This window comes from Paenibacillus sp. NRS-1781, from assembly GCF_050467745.1.
In the GTDB taxonomy this organism is placed as follows: domain Bacteria; phylum Bacillota; class Bacilli; order Paenibacillales; family Paenibacillaceae; genus Paenibacillus; species Paenibacillus terrae_A.
The window spans coordinates 182409-197279 of record NZ_JBITPI010000044.1 but is presented as its reverse complement, the minus strand read 5'-3'; the positions used below and the strand labels follow the sequence as shown (position 1 = coordinate 197279).

22 protein-coding genes and 1 tRNA gene are annotated in these 14871 nt (G+C 47.7%); 2 read left to right on the top strand and 21 right to left on the bottom strand.

Annotated elements, in window-relative coordinates:
* Positions 1 to 168: 168 nt before the first annotated feature.
* A complete protein-coding gene (locus ACIFO6_RS16720; protein WP_430042085.1) occupies positions 169 to 933 on the top strand; it encodes an MBL fold metallo-hydrolase in 765 nt (254 codons plus the stop codon).
* Positions 934 to 1052: 119 nt separating this feature from the next.
* On the opposite strand, the gene ACIFO6_RS16715 is transcribed toward ACIFO6_RS16720, so the two are convergent.
* Together ACIFO6_RS16715 and ACIFO6_RS16710 are read right to left on the bottom strand one after the other, a co-directional pair.
* Positions 1053 to 1289: a DUF3892 domain-containing protein gene (locus ACIFO6_RS16715; RefSeq protein ID WP_430042083.1), complete on the bottom strand. Its 237-nt coding sequence runs from the start codon at positions 1287 to 1289 to the stop codon at positions 1053 to 1055.
* A gap of 87 nt (positions 1290 to 1376) precedes the next feature.
* Positions 1377 to 1820 (bottom strand): GNAT family N-acetyltransferase, encoded by a 444-nt coding sequence (locus ACIFO6_RS16710; protein WP_430042081.1) that lies wholly within the window; start codon positions 1818 to 1820, stop codon positions 1377 to 1379.
* Positions 1821 to 1961: 141 nt separating this feature from the next.
* Here ACIFO6_RS16710 and ACIFO6_RS16705 point away from each other — a divergent pair.
* Positions 1962 to 2033 (top strand) — tRNA-Val (locus ACIFO6_RS16705).
* A gap of 120 nt (positions 2034 to 2153) precedes the next feature.
* Here the strand turns inward: ACIFO6_RS16705 and ACIFO6_RS16700 are convergent.
* The 19 genes from ACIFO6_RS16700 to ACIFO6_RS16610 all read right to left on the bottom strand — a co-directional run bounded on the left by ACIFO6_RS16700 (position 2154) and on the right by ACIFO6_RS16610 (position 14859).
* Positions 2154 to 2390, bottom strand: coding sequence for a hypothetical protein (locus ACIFO6_RS16700; protein ID WP_430042079.1), 237 nt, complete (start codon positions 2388 to 2390; stop codon positions 2154 to 2156).
* A complete protein-coding gene (locus ACIFO6_RS16695) occupies positions 2377 to 2859 on the bottom strand; it encodes an ArpU family phage packaging/lysis transcriptional regulator (RefSeq protein ID WP_430042078.1) in 483 nt (160 codons plus the stop codon). The genes ACIFO6_RS16700 and ACIFO6_RS16695 overlap by 14 nt, the downstream gene beginning before the upstream one ends.
* A 69-nt stretch (positions 2860 to 2928) precedes the next feature.
* The gene (locus ACIFO6_RS16690; protein ID WP_430042075.1) at positions 2929 to 3441 is read right to left on the bottom strand and encodes a hypothetical protein; all 513 of its coding nucleotides are present in this window, start codon (positions 3439 to 3441) and stop codon (positions 2929 to 2931) included.
* Positions 3442 to 3993: 552 nt separating this feature from the next.
* Positions 3994 to 4806 (bottom strand): DNA adenine methylase, encoded by an 813-nt coding sequence (locus ACIFO6_RS16685; protein ID WP_430042073.1) that lies wholly within the window; start codon positions 4804 to 4806, stop codon positions 3994 to 3996.
* A 12-nt stretch (positions 4807 to 4818) separates the two neighbouring features.
* Positions 4819 to 5835 carry a DNA cytosine methyltransferase gene (locus ACIFO6_RS16680; RefSeq protein WP_430042071.1) on the bottom strand — a complete coding sequence of 339 codons (1017 nt, stop codon included), beginning with the start codon at positions 5833 to 5835 and terminating at the stop codon, positions 4819 to 4821.
* Positions 5836 to 6076: 241 nt separating this feature from the next.
* The gene (locus ACIFO6_RS16675; RefSeq protein ID WP_430042069.1) at positions 6077 to 6274 is read right to left on the bottom strand and encodes a hypothetical protein; all 198 of its coding nucleotides are present in this window, start codon (positions 6272 to 6274) and stop codon (positions 6077 to 6079) included.
* 65 nt (positions 6275 to 6339) lie between these two features.
* A complete protein-coding gene (locus tag ACIFO6_RS16670; RefSeq protein WP_430042067.1) occupies positions 6340 to 6951 on the bottom strand; it encodes a hypothetical protein in 612 nt (203 codons plus the stop codon).
* Positions 6930 to 7265, bottom strand: coding sequence for a hypothetical protein (locus tag ACIFO6_RS16665; RefSeq protein WP_430042065.1), 336 nt, complete (start codon positions 7263 to 7265; stop codon positions 6930 to 6932). The genes ACIFO6_RS16670 and ACIFO6_RS16665 overlap by 22 nt, the downstream gene beginning before the upstream one ends.
* Entirely contained in the window at positions 7262 to 7654 is a 393-nt protein-coding gene (locus tag ACIFO6_RS16660; protein WP_430042063.1) for a hypothetical protein, read from the bottom strand. Before ACIFO6_RS16660 ends, ACIFO6_RS16665 begins: the two co-directional genes overlap by 4 nt.
* Before the next feature lie 165 nt (positions 7655 to 7819).
* The gene (locus tag ACIFO6_RS16655) at positions 7820 to 7954 is read right to left on the bottom strand and encodes a hypothetical protein (protein ID WP_430042060.1); all 135 of its coding nucleotides are present in this window, start codon (positions 7952 to 7954) and stop codon (positions 7820 to 7822) included.
* Complete coding sequence (locus ACIFO6_RS16650) at positions 7951 to 8646, bottom strand: hypothetical protein (RefSeq protein ID WP_430042059.1); 696 nt, start codon at positions 8644 to 8646, stop codon at positions 7951 to 7953. The genes ACIFO6_RS16655 and ACIFO6_RS16650 overlap by 4 nt, the downstream gene beginning before the upstream one ends.
* A gap of 45 nt (positions 8647 to 8691) precedes the next feature.
* Positions 8692 to 9063: a hypothetical protein gene (locus ACIFO6_RS16645; protein WP_430042058.1), complete on the bottom strand. Its 372-nt coding sequence runs from the start codon at positions 9061 to 9063 to the stop codon at positions 8692 to 8694.
* Positions 9044 to 10378, bottom strand: a complete 1335-nt coding sequence (locus ACIFO6_RS16640) for a replicative DNA helicase (RefSeq protein WP_430042055.1) — start codon at positions 10376 to 10378, stop codon at positions 9044 to 9046. Before ACIFO6_RS16640 ends, ACIFO6_RS16645 begins: the two co-directional genes overlap by 20 nt.
* Positions 10368 to 10592: a hypothetical protein gene (locus tag ACIFO6_RS16635; RefSeq protein ID WP_430042053.1), complete on the bottom strand. Its 225-nt coding sequence runs from the start codon at positions 10590 to 10592 to the stop codon at positions 10368 to 10370. Before ACIFO6_RS16635 ends, ACIFO6_RS16640 begins: the two co-directional genes overlap by 11 nt.
* 52 nt (positions 10593 to 10644) lie before the next feature.
* Positions 10645 to 11592, bottom strand: a complete 948-nt coding sequence (locus tag ACIFO6_RS16630; RefSeq protein WP_430042052.1) for a hypothetical protein — start codon at positions 11590 to 11592, stop codon at positions 10645 to 10647.
* A 13-nt stretch (positions 11593 to 11605) separates the two neighbouring features.
* Positions 11606 to 12457 (bottom strand): hypothetical protein, encoded by an 852-nt coding sequence (locus ACIFO6_RS16625; RefSeq protein WP_430042050.1) that lies wholly within the window; start codon positions 12455 to 12457, stop codon positions 11606 to 11608.
* Complete coding sequence (locus ACIFO6_RS16620; RefSeq protein WP_430042048.1) at positions 12454 to 13212, bottom strand: MBL fold metallo-hydrolase; 759 nt, start codon at positions 13210 to 13212, stop codon at positions 12454 to 12456. Before ACIFO6_RS16620 ends, ACIFO6_RS16625 begins: the two co-directional genes overlap by 4 nt.
* On the bottom strand, positions 13202 to 13669 hold the full coding sequence (locus ACIFO6_RS16615; protein ID WP_430042046.1) for a hypothetical protein: 468 nt from the start codon (positions 13667 to 13669) through the stop codon (positions 13202 to 13204). Before ACIFO6_RS16615 ends, ACIFO6_RS16620 begins: the two co-directional genes overlap by 11 nt.
* Positions 13670 to 13917: 248 nt before the next feature.
* Complete coding sequence (locus ACIFO6_RS16610; protein ID WP_430042045.1) at positions 13918 to 14859, bottom strand: recombinase RecT; 942 nt, start codon at positions 14857 to 14859, stop codon at positions 13918 to 13920.
* Positions 14860 to 14871 lie beyond the last annotated feature (12 nt).

Sequence of the window (14871 nt, the reverse complement as noted above, 5' to 3'; positions counted from 1 at the left end):
ACCTTCTGTTGTACATTTATACCTAGCTCAGCCGCACAAGTTGCGCTAGGCATCACAAATTGTCCAAAGTTTTTGATAAGGCGTAAAATCTTTAATTTCTAACAGCATCAATGGTAAGATACGACTGAAGAGGATTTATACACATTTAGCCTGGAGGGTGAAATACGAATGAGCCTGACCATACAAATGCTAGGCACAGGCAATGCCTTTGCCAAAAGCTATTACAACAATAACGCGCTGCTAGACAGTGAAGAAGGCAAGCTGTTAGTCGATTGTGGAACAACCGCTTCGCTGGCTCTGCACCAAATGGGTGTCCCATTACCCGAAATTGACGCCATTCTAATCACCCACATTCACGCCGATCATGTCGGGGGTCTGGAAGAGTTTGGCTTTCAAATGAATATCCTACATGGCCGCAAACCTGTGCTTTGTATCGCAGAACCGCTAATTCATCCATTATGGGAAAATACGCTCAAGGGGGGCATGTCACAGCAAGGAATGATTGGCAAGCTGGAGGATGTGTTTGAGGTAAACGTACTGACGCCTGGTGAATCCACCAGCTTCATATCCGGCGTCGAAGTTGAACTCATTCCTACTCGTCATATCCCTGGTAAGGACAGCTACTCCCTGTTCATTAATGACCGTCTTTTTTATAGTGCGGATATGACCTTTGATCCAGGCCTGCTGAATCAACTGGTACACGAGCGGGGCTGTCGCAGCATTTTGCATGAGGTTCAATTACAGGGTGCAGGAGAAGTTCATACGACGTTGGACGAGCTGCTCAGCTTGCCAATCCAGCTTCAAGAGCGGATTCGTCTCATGCACTATAGTGACGATATGGAGCAATTCAAGGAAAAAGCTGGAGTCATGTCCTTTCTGGAGCAGCAGCGCGTATACAACATTGTGGAGTTGGAACGCACAAAGCAAAAATAATACTGGATTCAAAGTGAGAAAGCAAAAAGCCGCCGGGTTTCCAACTGGAAAAGAGCCCGGCGACGTGCCATATACTTGCGTGTAGTTATGTGCTTAGGGATAGATGCTTGAAATAAACGTCAGAACAACGGCAACTGATCTAAATTATTCGTAGGATCTCCATCTGCATCTCCGCGAATCCGTTTGCTTCCGTCCTTGGCTTTGAAAACATTGACCCCTTCAATCGAGCCTGCTTCAATTTCATTTAAAGCCTGACTGTAATCCAAAACCCGTCCGGTAGAAGTCTGAAATGACGTCAGATCACCATCACCGTTTTTACGTACTGCCGTAATTTGTTCCCGTTCTACATTAGTCATGCTGCATCGCTCCTTATCCATAGTATAGTGGAGGAATTTTACTAGCATGCACCCTATGCAGAATTATATACATCTTTGGGCTGCCAGCTACAGCTTTTTGCGCATACGTACATGTGGAATACCTGCATCGTCAAAAGGCTCTTCCGAAATCGTTTCATAACCAAACTTCCCGTAAAACTTTTCAGCTTGACATTGAGCATCCAGCAGCGAATGCAGCATCCCCAGCTCACGTGCGCGTTCCTCCAGAGCCAGCAGCAATATACGTCCATACCCCCCGGAGCGATGCTCCTTGAGAACCGCAATACGTTGCATTTTAGCTGTATCTTCCTCATAATAGGTCAAGCGTCCCGTTGCCACCATCTCACCATGATCAGAGATCAACAAATGATGTGCAGTATTCCCCAGCTTGTCAAAATGGTCAATTTCTAGATTGAGAGGAACTTTTTGCTCCTCGACAAACACCTTGGTACGGATCAATATCGCTGCCTGTAGCTGTTCTTCTGTCGTCACACTGATAATTTCTGCGGCCATTCATCTGCTCCCCCTTATGCTGCTTCAATTTGCAAACCCACTAAATTTGAATTATATATATAAATGGTGATGAAGTACAAGCTTATTTCTATTTTTCTACTTTACATTTATGGTTAATACATGATATTATTTAATAACCGAAGGACGGTAGCTCAGCGGGAGAGCATTATCTTGACAGGGTAAGGGTCATGGGTTCGATCCCCATCCGTCCTATACTGAAAACCCCTTGATTTATAAGGGGTTTTTCTTATTTTTATAAACTCTTATCCGATACGAAATATGGCTCTGATACGAATTTGATACGAATCACTTTTTGATACGAAAAAGCAGCGGCTATAATCCGCTGCTTTCGTTGTTTTGGAACACATCAAAATTAGTACCTTCAAGCCAGTTACGAAACACCAATTTGCTGATATATATTTCCCTGCCAGCCCGGGCCACATGAAAGGGTGGATCTGCCAGAAACTCATAAGTCTTTTTTTGGCTCATCTTCATTATTTCCTCAACATGTTTGGGGCGCAGAGTCATAGGATATTGCGCCCAATCATTAGCCACTTCAATTCCGTTCATTATCCCCACCCTTTCTCTGCTCCCTCTCCACAAGAAGGTTCATAATAGAAGCAAACTTATAAAAAGCTTTCCAACGGATCGTCGCATACTTACCGCCACTCATAGGAGGCTGGAAAGCGAAATTATAGACATGATAATCCGTAATGTAATCATGCTCCTTTGTCATATACCGGGATTCAATTAGGAAGCTTTCCATCTTGGGCATACGCTTCACAGCTCTTTCCACCCGTTTACAATATTCATCACGATATGCTTGAGAATCTACATTATATATAGCAATACTAGCTGTCTGATCGCTAGTAACATTCGTCGGGCTGCTACGCGGCATATCGCTGTACGCTGCCGTTGTGCTTGCTTCCCGTTCTTCAACACTGAGGTACTTGTATATTCTGTATTTCTCAAGAGCTGCCTCGACAGCAGCCTGTGTCCGCTTCCGGTCGATCTCCGGTAAAAAACTCTGTTGACCCACCTTGTAATCACCTCATGCTCTGTATTAAATCCCCCGACCGAAGCCGGGGAGCGTATAAGTGCGGTCTGCTTAGAAAGGCAAATCGTCGTCCGGGTTATCTCCGCCTGCAGCACTTGCGGCAATCTCAGCGGCTGCGGCTGCTTCGTCATCCAAAGGCAATTCAGCCTGGTTCGGATCATCTTCACGGTTTACCGTTACGCTACCGTCCTGGGCAATGGTCCCTTTAACGCCTTCACGATATTCCTTCTGCTCTTTTTGGAATTCCTCCATGGTCATCTGAGAAGCCACGATATTCAGGACCACATCTGAACCAGCCTTTTTATAAAATTCAAACGACTGAGCGGAAGAAGTATCGCCTTTAACAATGAACTCCAGAACCGTCTTTTTAGAGTCCTTCGTGCTCTTGCTGAACTCAGCTGTGATCTTCTGTTCAACACCTTCGATACTGAGTTCGACCACCTCACGGGTCAGCGTATTGAGCTCCGGCTTAAATTCGTCGTCACCCTTTACATGGAACTGAACCAGCTCCTTTTTAGAATCCTTGGTTTGCTTATTAAAATTCGCTTTCACTTGAATAGACATTTGAATTCCCCCTCTCAATTTTTATTTATAGAAAACGAACAGTATCGACAACGCTAATATAGATGCAACACATATGCATGCCATGTTGCGAGCAGGATCTTAAACCACATACTTGACGGTCACCCCTTTGGCTTGCTCTTATGAGCGTACTTGTTAGCCCAGTTAGGCTTAATGATTAGCCCGTCCATATCTATTCACTCTCCTTATAGGGGGTAAGAGGCCCGAAAGCCTCAATGCTAAAATTTCAAAAAAACTACTCCTACGTATCTCCCCCTGGTGTCACACGTCCACTTTTGTAAAAACTCAGCCACATCATCCACTTTTGAAATCTCTTTTGTGGTGGCCGAGGCCCAGTTGACGGGTTCCCTTCTCAACAAACTGTCTTTGCAATCGGGGCAATTGCAATATTTGTATAGAGCGTACAGCTTTGTAGCTTTAGTACGATCCCAACTGTCATAACAAACTCTATAATTTTGGTACTTTGGTTTTTTTGCGAGGCCAGTCACTCCTTCAGGCATATCTGTTATCTCTCCTTTGGTATAGGGGATGCCCCTAAAATAGTGTTAATTGACGATTGTCAAAATTCATGAGAAGCATTTCTTCCGTGTCGATATCCGCACCGGATCCCCCGACAACCTGTTTATGTGCATCAAATGGATCTCGAGTAAAATCAGGGTACAGCTCCTTGACTAGCTGATCGTCGTAATAAGACAGGACCACTTTTCCCTGTACTCCATGCAGCAAGTCCGACAGGTCGCGGTGGTCGCGCTCAGTGAAGCTTCCAGCATAATATTTCTCCCTGCCCACGTAAGGCGGGTCAACGTAAAACAGTGTGTGTGGATCATCATATTTTTCAATATTTTTCCGAAAATCTGTATGCTCGATCATTACACCTTTCATCCGCTCCGCAAAATCTGCCAGTAGCTTACAGGCACTAAGGTATCCGTTCGCCGGGCTTTGGCCAGAAACTGTACTGTGCCGCCAGCCTGTTTGTGGAACCTCTTCCGCATTCCCCTTGCTTATGGCTGAACGATTCAGGTAGAAGAAGCGAACGGCCTTTTCAAATGGCTCCTGCGGCATCGGCTCACGCTTCCACCGTTCAAATAGTTGGCGGCTATATGGAAGTGCCTCACAAGCAACACGTAACCGTTCAGGATCCCCTATATTGACCATTAGGAAGTTGACCACCAATCCGTCAATATCGTTGTATACCTCATGCGTTATTCTTGGCTTCTGAGCAATGACGTGCGCCGCGCCTCCAAATGGTTCAACATACTTCCGATGTGCCGGGAAGCGACTAATGATGTGCTGGGCATATTTGCTCTTGCCCCCGAACCAAATCAATGGGCTGCGTACTCCTTGCATTGTGTATCCCCCTTATAGACTGTCATTTATGGCTTTTATAGCTGCCAACACCGGGTAAACCTGACGTGGATTAACTGCATTGCCCAACGCCTTGAGCCGGCCCACACGATTTTTTATACCGGTTGCCACTCGCGGCGGTTCCCAATAGTATTGTTCCTGCCCTAATGCTGCGGGCCATCTATGTTCGTCCAGTTTTCGGGAAACCCCATCAAGCATTCTACCCAGTCCGGGTTTAGTTGCCCCGAGTGACCTTCCCGCATCAGTGCCCCAGGAACCGTATCCCGCTCGATCTGTGACGGCGGTAGCGTGGCATTCTTGCTGTCCTGGGCTGCCGGGGTCGGCCACATCTTCGCATGATGTACAGCTCCCGATAGTGCATAATTCCCTTTGCTGTCCCGGCTGTTCGGCCCTCCGTGCGGACCGTCCCCCGCCCTTGGAGTTGGCCAAAACCCCTTCTTCCAGTTGTCTATGTCCGTCCGAAGCGACTTGCTCTGTCCTCCCCCGTGACTGCCCACTGCATCCGCTGCGCTCGGCGTAGCCCACAATGAAGACTCTGTCTCTCCTGTGCGGGGCATTGACGGCTGCAGACGGAATAACAAACGTTTGCGCGGTGTAGCCGAGCCCTTCCAGGTCAGAAAGCACAACGTCGAGCCCCAAAGTGATGTGCCCAGCAACATTTTCACCAAGGAACCAACGGGGCCTGATTTCCGATAGTAATCTAGCAACTTCCGGCCAGAGGTGACGGTCATCTTCCTCGCCTCTTCGTTTCCCGGCATGGGAAAAGGGTTGGCAGGGGTATCCAGCGGAAATAATGTCAATTGTTCGATTGTCTCCAAGTATTCCATCCTCCCTTAATCTATCTGTTGTAAGCGTACATACATCGTCGTATATTGGGACGGTGGGCCAGTGCTTACGTAACACAGACTGCGGAAACGGCTCACGCTCACAAAATGCTACCGTCTCCATGCCTGCCCACTCAGCAGCCAAATCAATTCCACCTATACCGCTGAACAGGCTTAGTTTACGCATATGTGTCTCTCCCCCTTATGGAGGGCTAAGCCTCCTAAATGATCTATCTAAAGTACAAGCTCACTGGGCGCACCGCATTTATTGCACGCCACCGTGTGGATGTAATAACCTCCGCCTACACTTCCGTTAGAATGAGCTTCGCAAACAACGGTCCTGTACCCTTCACCGCCGTATAGCTCGTGTTTATTGCCGCATTCGCACGTACATTCTTCATCGCGGAACGCTCCGGTTCTTTTGGTAGTTATTTTGGGCACTTGTGCTGCCCCTCCTCCTTGATGGTCGGTGTCTTGGCACGGAAGGTCAGCGGTTTTATATGCGACTTGGGTATAGGCTTGCCGACAATCTTTTCTATTTCTTCCGGGGTCAGAGTGTACGTTTTAACGTCACCCTGACCCTGCGAAGACAACTCATTTTTCCGATTTGGTACAGGTGTACCCATGGATTGCCCCTCTCTGAGCGTTTTTGGGCGCAGCTACCCGCCGCAGGACCCAATAGCCCTGGGTGTTATGCCTTATTTAAGATGGATTCTATGACTTCTATTTGATATGGTTCGTTGTCCAGCAGCGGCATGTATTCGCGCATGCGGTAGAGATTCAGAGCGATACGAGCGATGATATAGGCATCCACAACGTTGTCGCTTTTGTGGGTGTATCCGAAATGCTCTTTCACAGCGTCACCGACAGCCTTTTTCTTCTCTTTATCCTTCAAGCGGCGCTTGCTGCCCTGCTCGCCTGTCCATCCGGTAACACCAACATACTTCTTTGTCCGGGTCGGATTAACATCATTGAAAACCATTTTTTTTCGATGGATCATGGTCCGACATCCGCCGTGTATCATCCCGGTTGTCACGCCCTTTGGCGTATTCATAGCGGGCTGTTCGATAGCAATTTCATCATTAGGCTGTATTACTTGGAACAGTTGATTTTCAAGGGAAACCAGTTGCTCCATTGATATTCCCCCGGGCTCCTTTGGTCCTTTACCTTTTAGTTCCGTCTCAATTAACACGTTCCCGTCAATGTCCAAAGCAACAAGCCCCGTTGTTGTCGCCGGGTCAATTCCCACAAATCTCATAGCCGGGTCGATCCCCAAAAGATTCATCGCCGCGACACTTCCCAACTGCGCTGCCGCCCATACTCTGCAATCTTGTATAAGTGGTCCTGATTCGCTCGGGCAATCACGTCTTTGAGGACCTTCGTAGCTTCACCGGGTGGAAGATTCTCACGCGCCTGCTGCCGGATCAGACCCACCGTTACCTGTAACACGTCGAACAGTTCCGATAGCGTCCGGCGCTGGTCGTAATCCTCGGACTCGACTTCCTCAATAAGCTCGTTGACTTCCTCTTGAAGCTTGACCCGCATGTCTCCCGGCTGGTAGCCTTGCACTGGATAGTCCAGCACGGGGATTGCAAATACTATGAATTTTTCGCTCATGACTGGGTATCCTCTCCTTTCAAAGTTGCTCGGGCTAAGTCACCCCAATCGTCGTTAACAGGTGATTTCCATTCCTTCCCTGCGGAATAGTACCCGCGATAGTTTTCTTTGTCCGCATAAAAATCCAGCGCCTTATCCTTAATCTCTATCTGTTGTAGGAGGTAGGATATATAAGATGGTGCGTTAGCGATAAACTTTGCGTTATTTTCATAGTTTGGGAAAGGAGCAATCCCATCAGGCCCATTTTCGTCTTCTTCGTACATTTGGCAAATCCAAACACATACTTCACTGTCAGCTGGAGTAATCCTTACAGCATCATCTGTTGACCACCATTCACCTTGTGTAATCCCTGCCAGTGCTTCTTTAATCTCTTGTATCTTATTATTCATCCGTCTCGACCTCCTGCAAGTTTCCCATACCTTGAAAAAATTCTTCTGTACAAAACATCGTTTTTTTACCTTTACACTGATGACATGTTTCCTGTTCAGGTAGTGAGCTCGCCCCAATGGATGCGTGCCACCCTTTGCCTTCACATTCCCAACAAACCACATGCCTCATTTTCTTTGGTGGAGCCGGGACACGTTGCCCGTCTTGGTATATCCAGCCTGTTTTACCCGTTCCTTCGCATTCTTCGCACTCATGTACTCCATCGCCAAAATCTTGTATGCTGCTTCCTTCGCAATATTCACAATCTGGCATTTTGCATCTCTTCCTTCCTTCTTTCTGCCAGCCATTCACAGTATGCTTGGCAATCGTCTTTATCCTTGAAAAACGCGCGGTATTCATCCTCTGATTTCTTCCGGAATTCTTCGAACGTCTCGCCTTCATAGATAGCTTCAGCAGCGTATGAACTGTCGGATTCGTAATAATCTTGATCACGGTATTTTTTTCTGTACCATGGTCTAAGTTTAGAGCCATTGTCATACGTGCCGAATGAATAGACGGTATATAATTCGGGCTTGTAATAAGGGATTTTCACCGCACACCCGCAAGTCTCCGAATCATTTCTTCCCATTGGTGTTTTGTAGTGGAATCTGCGATTATCGTCGCATTTATCGCACTTCTCACCGAGTTTATAATCAGACTCAGGAACCCACAATTCTAGTTTGAAATCACCCATCAATTGGTCGAGTCGTTCCTTGCGGACAACTCTCTCAAGGTCTCGTTTTTGTAAGTCCAATTCGTGAAGCTTCTGGTTGTGTTCGTGTTTCGTTTCGTCTAAATTACTCTTGACCTCACGTAGTTCGGCATTCTCCTTTCTGAGCCGTGCTACCTCCTGCTTGTGCTCATCCTTCACACTATCCATAAGTTGTCCTTTAAGCTCATTCCACTTCTGTTCGAATTCGCTTGGCTCACCGTAAAAATCGTCATAATCAATCATGCAATCAGGTTCGTAAGGCATACCGTTCATCCTCTCCCTATTAAATTAATCCAACCAGCCTGATAGATCCGGCTTAGCTTTTGGCAGCTCTGGCGGCGTTTCTGGAGCCTGTTCAGGCTCGGTAGGTGCGTTGGCCTGCGTCTGTACAGCCTCTGTTACTGGGGCCTCCTGTTCGGCCTGTGAGGGCATTTCCTGATAAGACCATCCGAGTATCTTGTATTGCTCTTTCAGCCCCAGAAACTTGGCTACCAGCTCCCCGCGCCGATACTCATGAACCTTCGCCGCTACAAGGTCATACTGCTCTCTGAGTTTGGTTTTGGCAGATTCGTCAATGAGAGGATCATCCAGCATCGCAGCCTTTGATACGAGCCAGGACAACGAACGCTGGTAGCCTGCTTCATCTTCGATTTTGGACATGCTCCCTCACCTTCTTTTCCAATTCGTACTTGTCATCCTTCGTGAGATTCAGGAAGCGGCTCGTTTTCCGGTTGAACATCATCTGTATAGTTCCGGTACCGATCTTTCGGCCTTTGGCTACAATCAGCTCCATGACCCCTTTTAGGACCGTATCCGGGTAATAGTAGTCGTCCCGGTAGAGGAAGATAATCACGTCCGCGTCAAACTCGATGTTGCCGCTGTCTCGTAGGTCTGACATCATGGGACGCTTGTCCTGCCTATCCTCACATTTCCGGCCGACCGAAGAGATTACCACCACGGGGATACCCAGCACCCGAGCCAGCTTTTTAAACTGTGCTGAAACATAAGATACACGCTCAGATGTTTTAGAAAACTTCCGTTCTGATTCAATTAATTGAAGATAGTCGATATAAATGATCAGGCGCGGATTCCGCTTTTTAAGGGCCTTCGCTTGGCGCCAAATATATTCGATGGTCATACCTGGAGTGTCGTCAATGTAGATTGGTAACGACTCCAAAATTTCAAGGGCCTTGCTGTAGCTGTCCCAGTCGTTTTCCGTCAGTCGTCCCGTTCGTATCTTCTTGCTGTCGATGCCACCTAGAGCGCATATGTGACGTTCTGACACGTCTTTGGATGGCATTTCAGCGGAGAATATAGCGGCAGTAGTTCCGCCCTCAGCAGCAGCTACAGAATCGTTAACAATATAGGCTGTCTTTCCGATACTGGGCCGCGCAGCTACAATGGTTACATCTCCAGGCTGGTGACCGCTCCCCATTTCGTTAAGGTCAGTCGAAGCCGTCTTTACGCCAGTCATTCCCGCGCGGGAGCCACGGTCCATAATCTCTAAGTGATGGCCCTCAAGAACTTCTGTCATCCGAAGCATATTGTTCTCGGCCTGCCCCTTTTGGAGTTGGTTGAGCTCGTCCATTTTTTCCTGTACATACGTAACGTCAATTACTCCTGCAGCCGATGCTTCCTCAAACGCTCTAGCGGCTTCCCGTTGTACATACGCCTCTCGAACAATGGATTGATAGGCTTGGTAGTTATGAACCGCAGGAACCGCATCACGAAGCTGCATGAGGTAGCTCGCCCCGCCAATCTTTGCAATATTCCCACCCCAGTGTTGTACCATCAACAGCGGATCAAATGGGTCAGGATTCCCTGTAAATTGTTCATAAGCATACTGGAGCGTCGTAAGAATCAGCCCGTGCCGTTCGTCAGCTCCAAATTCTTCGGGAGAAAGGTAACAGTCGTCCAGTAATTCGGGTTTATTCAGGATTGAACCCAATACTGCGCATTCAGCTTCAAGACTCATGGTTCAGCCTCCTACTGGACTGTAATTTCTCCAGCCGCTTGCGGATGTGGTCGGGCATAGGCACGGCCTGCTGGTTGTACTCTTCAAGAGCCAAAGCGTCAGCCTGTTCTTCTGCCCTCTGTAGCTCGTAGTATGATGGCTGCCGAGTAAGATAGTCGCCAATTATATTAACTGGCTTCGGGAAGAAGGGGCTTGTCTGCAGGTGTCGTATCACGTTTTGGTGCGCTACTTCAAACGGCACGTCTTTGACCAAGTTGTACCAAACATTAAAGGTCTCCTGATCCTTGACCAAGGAGGACTGAACCTTCTCCGCTACGGCTAGGAGTAACGTCAACTCTCTTTCCGTCACTGATCATCCCTCCTAACTTCTGTTCCAAGAATGAAGGCTCTTTTGGGGCTAATGACACTCTAGAGTCTCCGTACGTCTCACCTTTCCACGTCCAGTCATCTTGCCACACCTCGTGATTAACCGCTGTGTCTCCGCTCTTCAATGGCCTGCCCGATTTCTCGCAGTATTCCACGTAGCGAGCTGTGCCTTCGTTAATTTCAACCATGGTTACATTACCTTTTTTTAGCTCAGGTTCAACAAGTCTATTCCAGTAGATGGAAGCCTTAGACTTGCCCTTTTTATTTGGATATGAAGACCAGAATTTATTAAACGATTCTGTATACTTCCGCACGTCTTGTTCCTCCTCTAAAGGTTTAAAACATTCTTCTTTGTAACCTTCTTCTTTAATACCTTTTTCTTTCATTGGTTGCTGTGCTGGTTGTTCTGCTGGTTGCTCAAAAATATTCTGCTGGTTGGCATGGCCCTCAATCCCTTGTGTGGCTTGATGTTCTGCTGGTTGATCTGGAGTTTTCTGCTGGTTGCTGTGCTGGTTGTTCTGCTGGTTGATTGAATCCACGTATTCGAAGGAATAAACCGTGAATTTGTTGTACTTTTGGGTCTGCTTTATGAACCCCTCACTAACCATTTTTTTGACCAGCGTTTTCAGGCGCTGCTCCGATATATCAAGCCTGCGGCTCCAGCCAGGCCGACCGAAAATGAACTCTTTATGATGGACCGTTACATCTATTCCCTCAATCCTTCTCACCTCGGGCTTTTCCGAGAACCGGGCGAGAAAGTACATTTCACAGAAAACCATCCAATAGTCCTTGTCTTGACGAATCCAATGGTTCTGCAACTCCCTTCCGACCTGGATGAAGCCGCTCATTCTACCACCTGCTTTAAATAGTCACCGCTTCGCTTGCCGCCGTTTCCCGTTCCCTGATAAAATCACAGATTTGTTGAGATAAAACCTCTACTCCATTGTCTGTAGCAGGACTGTGATACCACTTCTGCACAAGGGTAGTCACACTTTCCAACATGGCGGCGGCATCGTCCTGTTCTGAAACCGTCGTGTAGCCGTTGAGCAAAGCACGTAACAGATTGTGTCCATTACCTCCCTCAAGGACATATGATCGTAAAACATCCACGTTCGGCCCCTTGATTCCGATAGCCAAATGTCTCATGATTTCGTCGTTATCGACCCCATTCCATCTGTACCCGTCAATTGCCTTTGCTACATCCCGAGGCACCTCAACAGGGTTGCGCTTATCTCGTATCACAACGCTTACGGATTTAATGGATTTAATCATTTCATCGCGCTCGTTGGCGATTGTCTCCAGTTCTCGGATACGCTGCAGGAGTTTTTCGGAATTTAGCTGCTCGTCAGTGTGGCGTTCCACGGTCTGGAGTAATTCGGATTTGTCTTGGACCAGCTTACGTACTGCATCCACTAATTGCCCATCATACTTGCCTACCGCTGCGTTGATCTGTTCCAACTCGTCCAATAGCTCTGCATTTTGTTGGCTAAGTCTGTCAAACTGCTGTTGCGTAGGCTGGTGCTTGTCCGGTCCCACAATAGCATATTTAAAGGGCACTTCCTCGCCTGATTTCTTGCCTGAAACAATTTGGAAAGGCGTTTTAAAATCCATGAAGTCATAAGAGAGGCGGCGTGCCTCGTGTACCTCACCCGGGATAAACAGTTCATTTTTGGTGTTGAATTTAGTGATGATCCTAATTTTAAAAGTCTTCATTCTGAAACAACCTCCAAATGATAGTGTGTGCCTTCTATGAATCCCCGCTGCTTGAGCGCCGCCTTCACGGTCATTTCAGCCAGCGCGGGCATGTTGTTTTTACTAGATAAGTGTGTTAGGAATATGCGCTCCCCCCGGCCCTGTATAAGCTTCTGGAGCGCCGCTGCTGTCTGCTGGTTACTCAGGTGTCCAAGGTCGGACAGGATACGAGATTGAGTACTGATAGGGTAATCCGATACCTCTACCATGTCGGGGTCGTGGTTGGCTTCGATGATGTAAATGGAACCTTCCATGAGCGCCAGCATGGACTTATCAACCTTTCCTGTATCGAACACAACGGAGACGCGATCCCCTTCGTCCGGCTCGATTGCGTAGCCTACAGGTTCATATGCATCGTGGTGTACGCCAAATGGGTAAACGGAGATTCGTCCCAACTGCACGGGTTCATACACACCGAACCGCGTTTCGATTACCTGGCATAGGTCGTCGTAAACGCCCGATATGCCTTTCCACTCTCCTTCACTGGCCCACACCGGAATGCGATACTTATTCGCCAGTGGTAGGCCCTTGATGTGGTCACCGTGAGCGTGGGTTATAAAAATAGATTTGATATGATCTGGTCTGACACCAACGTCCAGCAGTCGTTTTTCGATTTTGGTCTTGGCTATACCAGCATCTATAAGGATGGTCTGATCTTGCGATGTGAGCGCGATGCAGTTGCCTTTTGAGCCGGATGCCAAGATATCAACTTTCATCCGGTAGACCTCCATACCAATATCCAGCATTCAATGTCGTTGTCCTTGAGGAAGGAACGTTATTCCCGTCTTTCCTTTGTACTTCATACACGGTTTCCCCGTACGAGTCCCGTTCCCTAATTTCATATTCATCAGGAAGGATTTTTTCTAGGACTTCAACCGTGATGTGAGCAGCGGAGCCGTTGATTCCAACTTCAACCATCTTGCGGTCAATCAGTGGGCCTACAACTCCTGCCCTGCTTGACCACATACCACCATGCCCCGGTCTTTTTTTAGGATCATCTTTCCAAAGACCGAAGTTAACGATGCCGTGTTCGTTCACTCCCCAGTGAATGGTTCCGCCCTCTTCAACGGGAATTGTGTTTTCAAATTTCGGGATTAAATCATCGCCAACCGCGTCAATGTACACGTTTTGGCATTCGTTGAAATATTCAAACCTTATTCCTGAAATGTTCATATAGCCCTCTCCCTCTTAATGCGTTCTTGCCACTCTTTAAGATGTTGGCACCCCTTGGCAGGCTCTTGATAATGCCTGCGGCCCAGCACGAAAGAGACAAACATATCCGTACTGCGCCGCCTCCCCTCAGTTCCGCATAGCACCGGGGGCACACCCGCAATTCGCGAATGTACTCTTCCCGGCCGGGATTTATCTCATTTCCGCAAACGTGACAGTCTTCACAGCGGACGTATATTTCGACTTGGCTATCAAAGTGGAAGCTCGTCATTTGCCTGCTCCTGAGCGGCTTTCTCGGCAAGGTGCAGGTCCATTATCTTTAACAGGCCTTTGAGCTCTGCCAGTGTGGGAGCGTCAGCCTTCGGCTTCGCATGCTTTTGGATATAGGCATATTGGTCGTCCCTCTCAGTAATGCCAAGTTGCTTGAACTTAGATTTCATATCTGCTAAGGCTTGTTCGACTGGTGTTAGTGGCGGTTCTTCGCTAGGTAGTTGCTTGTTATCTTGCTTGGCTGCCGCTGCTGCTGCGTCAGACTCGGCAGTGATATCACGGCGTTCATATGAAGGTACTGCAGATCCAGCGTTGAGAGACTCCATACTATCCTCGACCACAGCAGCAATGTCGTATTGAGCTTTTATCGCCCTTGTCCCTGCGTGTTTTTTGAACATATCTGGATCTATTGAACCGTCATCTAGCTTCCAAAAGTTCGGGTTCTTTTTGACCCACTTTTGAACCTCAGATACATCCATAAGCACAATAGCGTTCTTTCGTCCCTCTCTTTTTGCGATGGAGTAGGCTCCCATAACCTTGCCTCGTGGGAAGCGTATTTTATGCTTGATGCTAACGATAACGCCCTCGTCATCAGTCTCCGCTTCAAAATCTTCAACCTCATTTTCGCAAATGACCTGATTGTAAACGCCTTGATATCCTTCGGACTCCTGTGCTTTGGCGTGGTATCCCTCGTAAGCAATCCTTATATCAATGGTGTCGCCGTAAGGAATAGGGAAAGCGTGTTTCAGTGATGGGTCCAGTTTCATGCGGTTCATCTGGTACATGAACAAGTTGAATTGTGGGATCGTGAGTTTCTTGCCGAGCGTTTCCTTCATGGTCATTAGCTCAGGTAAACCAAACTCTCCAATCGCTTGAATTTCGTTAAGATTTATTTCAGTGCTGAGTTGTTTTGTATTTGCCATGGGCTAAAAGCC

Coding starts and splice junctions, on each gene's coding strand:
- ACIFO6_RS16720 (WP_430042085.1), top strand. CDS start 169: ATGAGCCTGACCATACAAATGCTAGGCACAGGCAATGCCTTTGCCAAA.
- ACIFO6_RS16715 (WP_430042083.1), bottom strand. CDS start 1,289: ATGACTAATGTAGAACGGGAACAAATTACGGCAGTACGTAAAAACGGT.
- ACIFO6_RS16710 (WP_430042081.1), bottom strand. CDS start 1,820: ATGGCCGCAGAAATTATCAGTGTGACGACAGAAGAACAGCTACAGGCA.
- ACIFO6_RS16700 (WP_430042079.1), bottom strand. CDS start 2,390: ATGAACGGAATTGAAGTGGCTAATGATTGGGCGCAATATCCTATGACT.
- ACIFO6_RS16690 (WP_430042075.1), bottom strand. CDS start 3,441: ATGTCTATTCAAGTGAAAGCGAATTTTAATAAGCAAACCAAGGATTCT.
- ACIFO6_RS16685 (WP_430042073.1), bottom strand. CDS start 4,806: ATGCAAGGAGTACGCAGCCCATTGATTTGGTTCGGGGGCAAGAGCAAA.
- ACIFO6_RS16680 (WP_430042071.1), bottom strand. CDS start 5,835: ATGCGTAAACTAAGCCTGTTCAGCGGTATAGGTGGAATTGATTTGGCT.
- ACIFO6_RS16675 (WP_430042069.1), bottom strand. CDS start 6,274: ATGGGTACACCTGTACCAAATCGGAAAAATGAGTTGTCTTCGCAGGGT.
- ACIFO6_RS16665 (WP_430042065.1), bottom strand. CDS start 7,265: ATGAGCGAAAAATTCATAGTATTTGCAATCCCCGTGCTGGACTATCCA.
- ACIFO6_RS16660 (WP_430042063.1), bottom strand. CDS start 7,654: ATGAATAATAAGATACAAGAGATTAAAGAAGCACTGGCAGGGATTACA.
- ACIFO6_RS16650 (WP_430042059.1), bottom strand. CDS start 8,646: ATGATTGATTATGACGATTTTTACGGTGAGCCAAGCGAATTCGAACAG.
- ACIFO6_RS16645 (WP_430042058.1), bottom strand. CDS start 9,063: ATGTCCAAAATCGAAGATGAAGCAGGCTACCAGCGTTCGTTGTCCTGG.
- ACIFO6_RS16640 (WP_430042055.1), bottom strand. CDS start 10,378: ATGAGTCTTGAAGCTGAATGCGCAGTATTGGGTTCAATCCTGAATAAA.
- ACIFO6_RS16630 (WP_430042052.1), bottom strand. CDS start 11,592: ATGAGCGGCTTCATCCAGGTCGGAAGGGAGTTGCAGAACCATTGGATT.
- ACIFO6_RS16625 (WP_430042050.1), bottom strand. CDS start 12,457: ATGAAGACTTTTAAAATTAGGATCATCACTAAATTCAACACCAAAAAT.
- ACIFO6_RS16620 (WP_430042048.1), bottom strand. CDS start 13,212: ATGAAAGTTGATATCTTGGCATCCGGCTCAAAAGGCAACTGCATCGCG.
- ACIFO6_RS16615 (WP_430042046.1), bottom strand. CDS start 13,669: ATGAACATTTCAGGAATAAGGTTTGAATATTTCAACGAATGCCAAAAC.
- ACIFO6_RS16610 (WP_430042045.1), bottom strand. CDS start 14,859: ATGGCAAATACAAAACAACTCAGCACTGAAATAAATCTTAACGAAATT.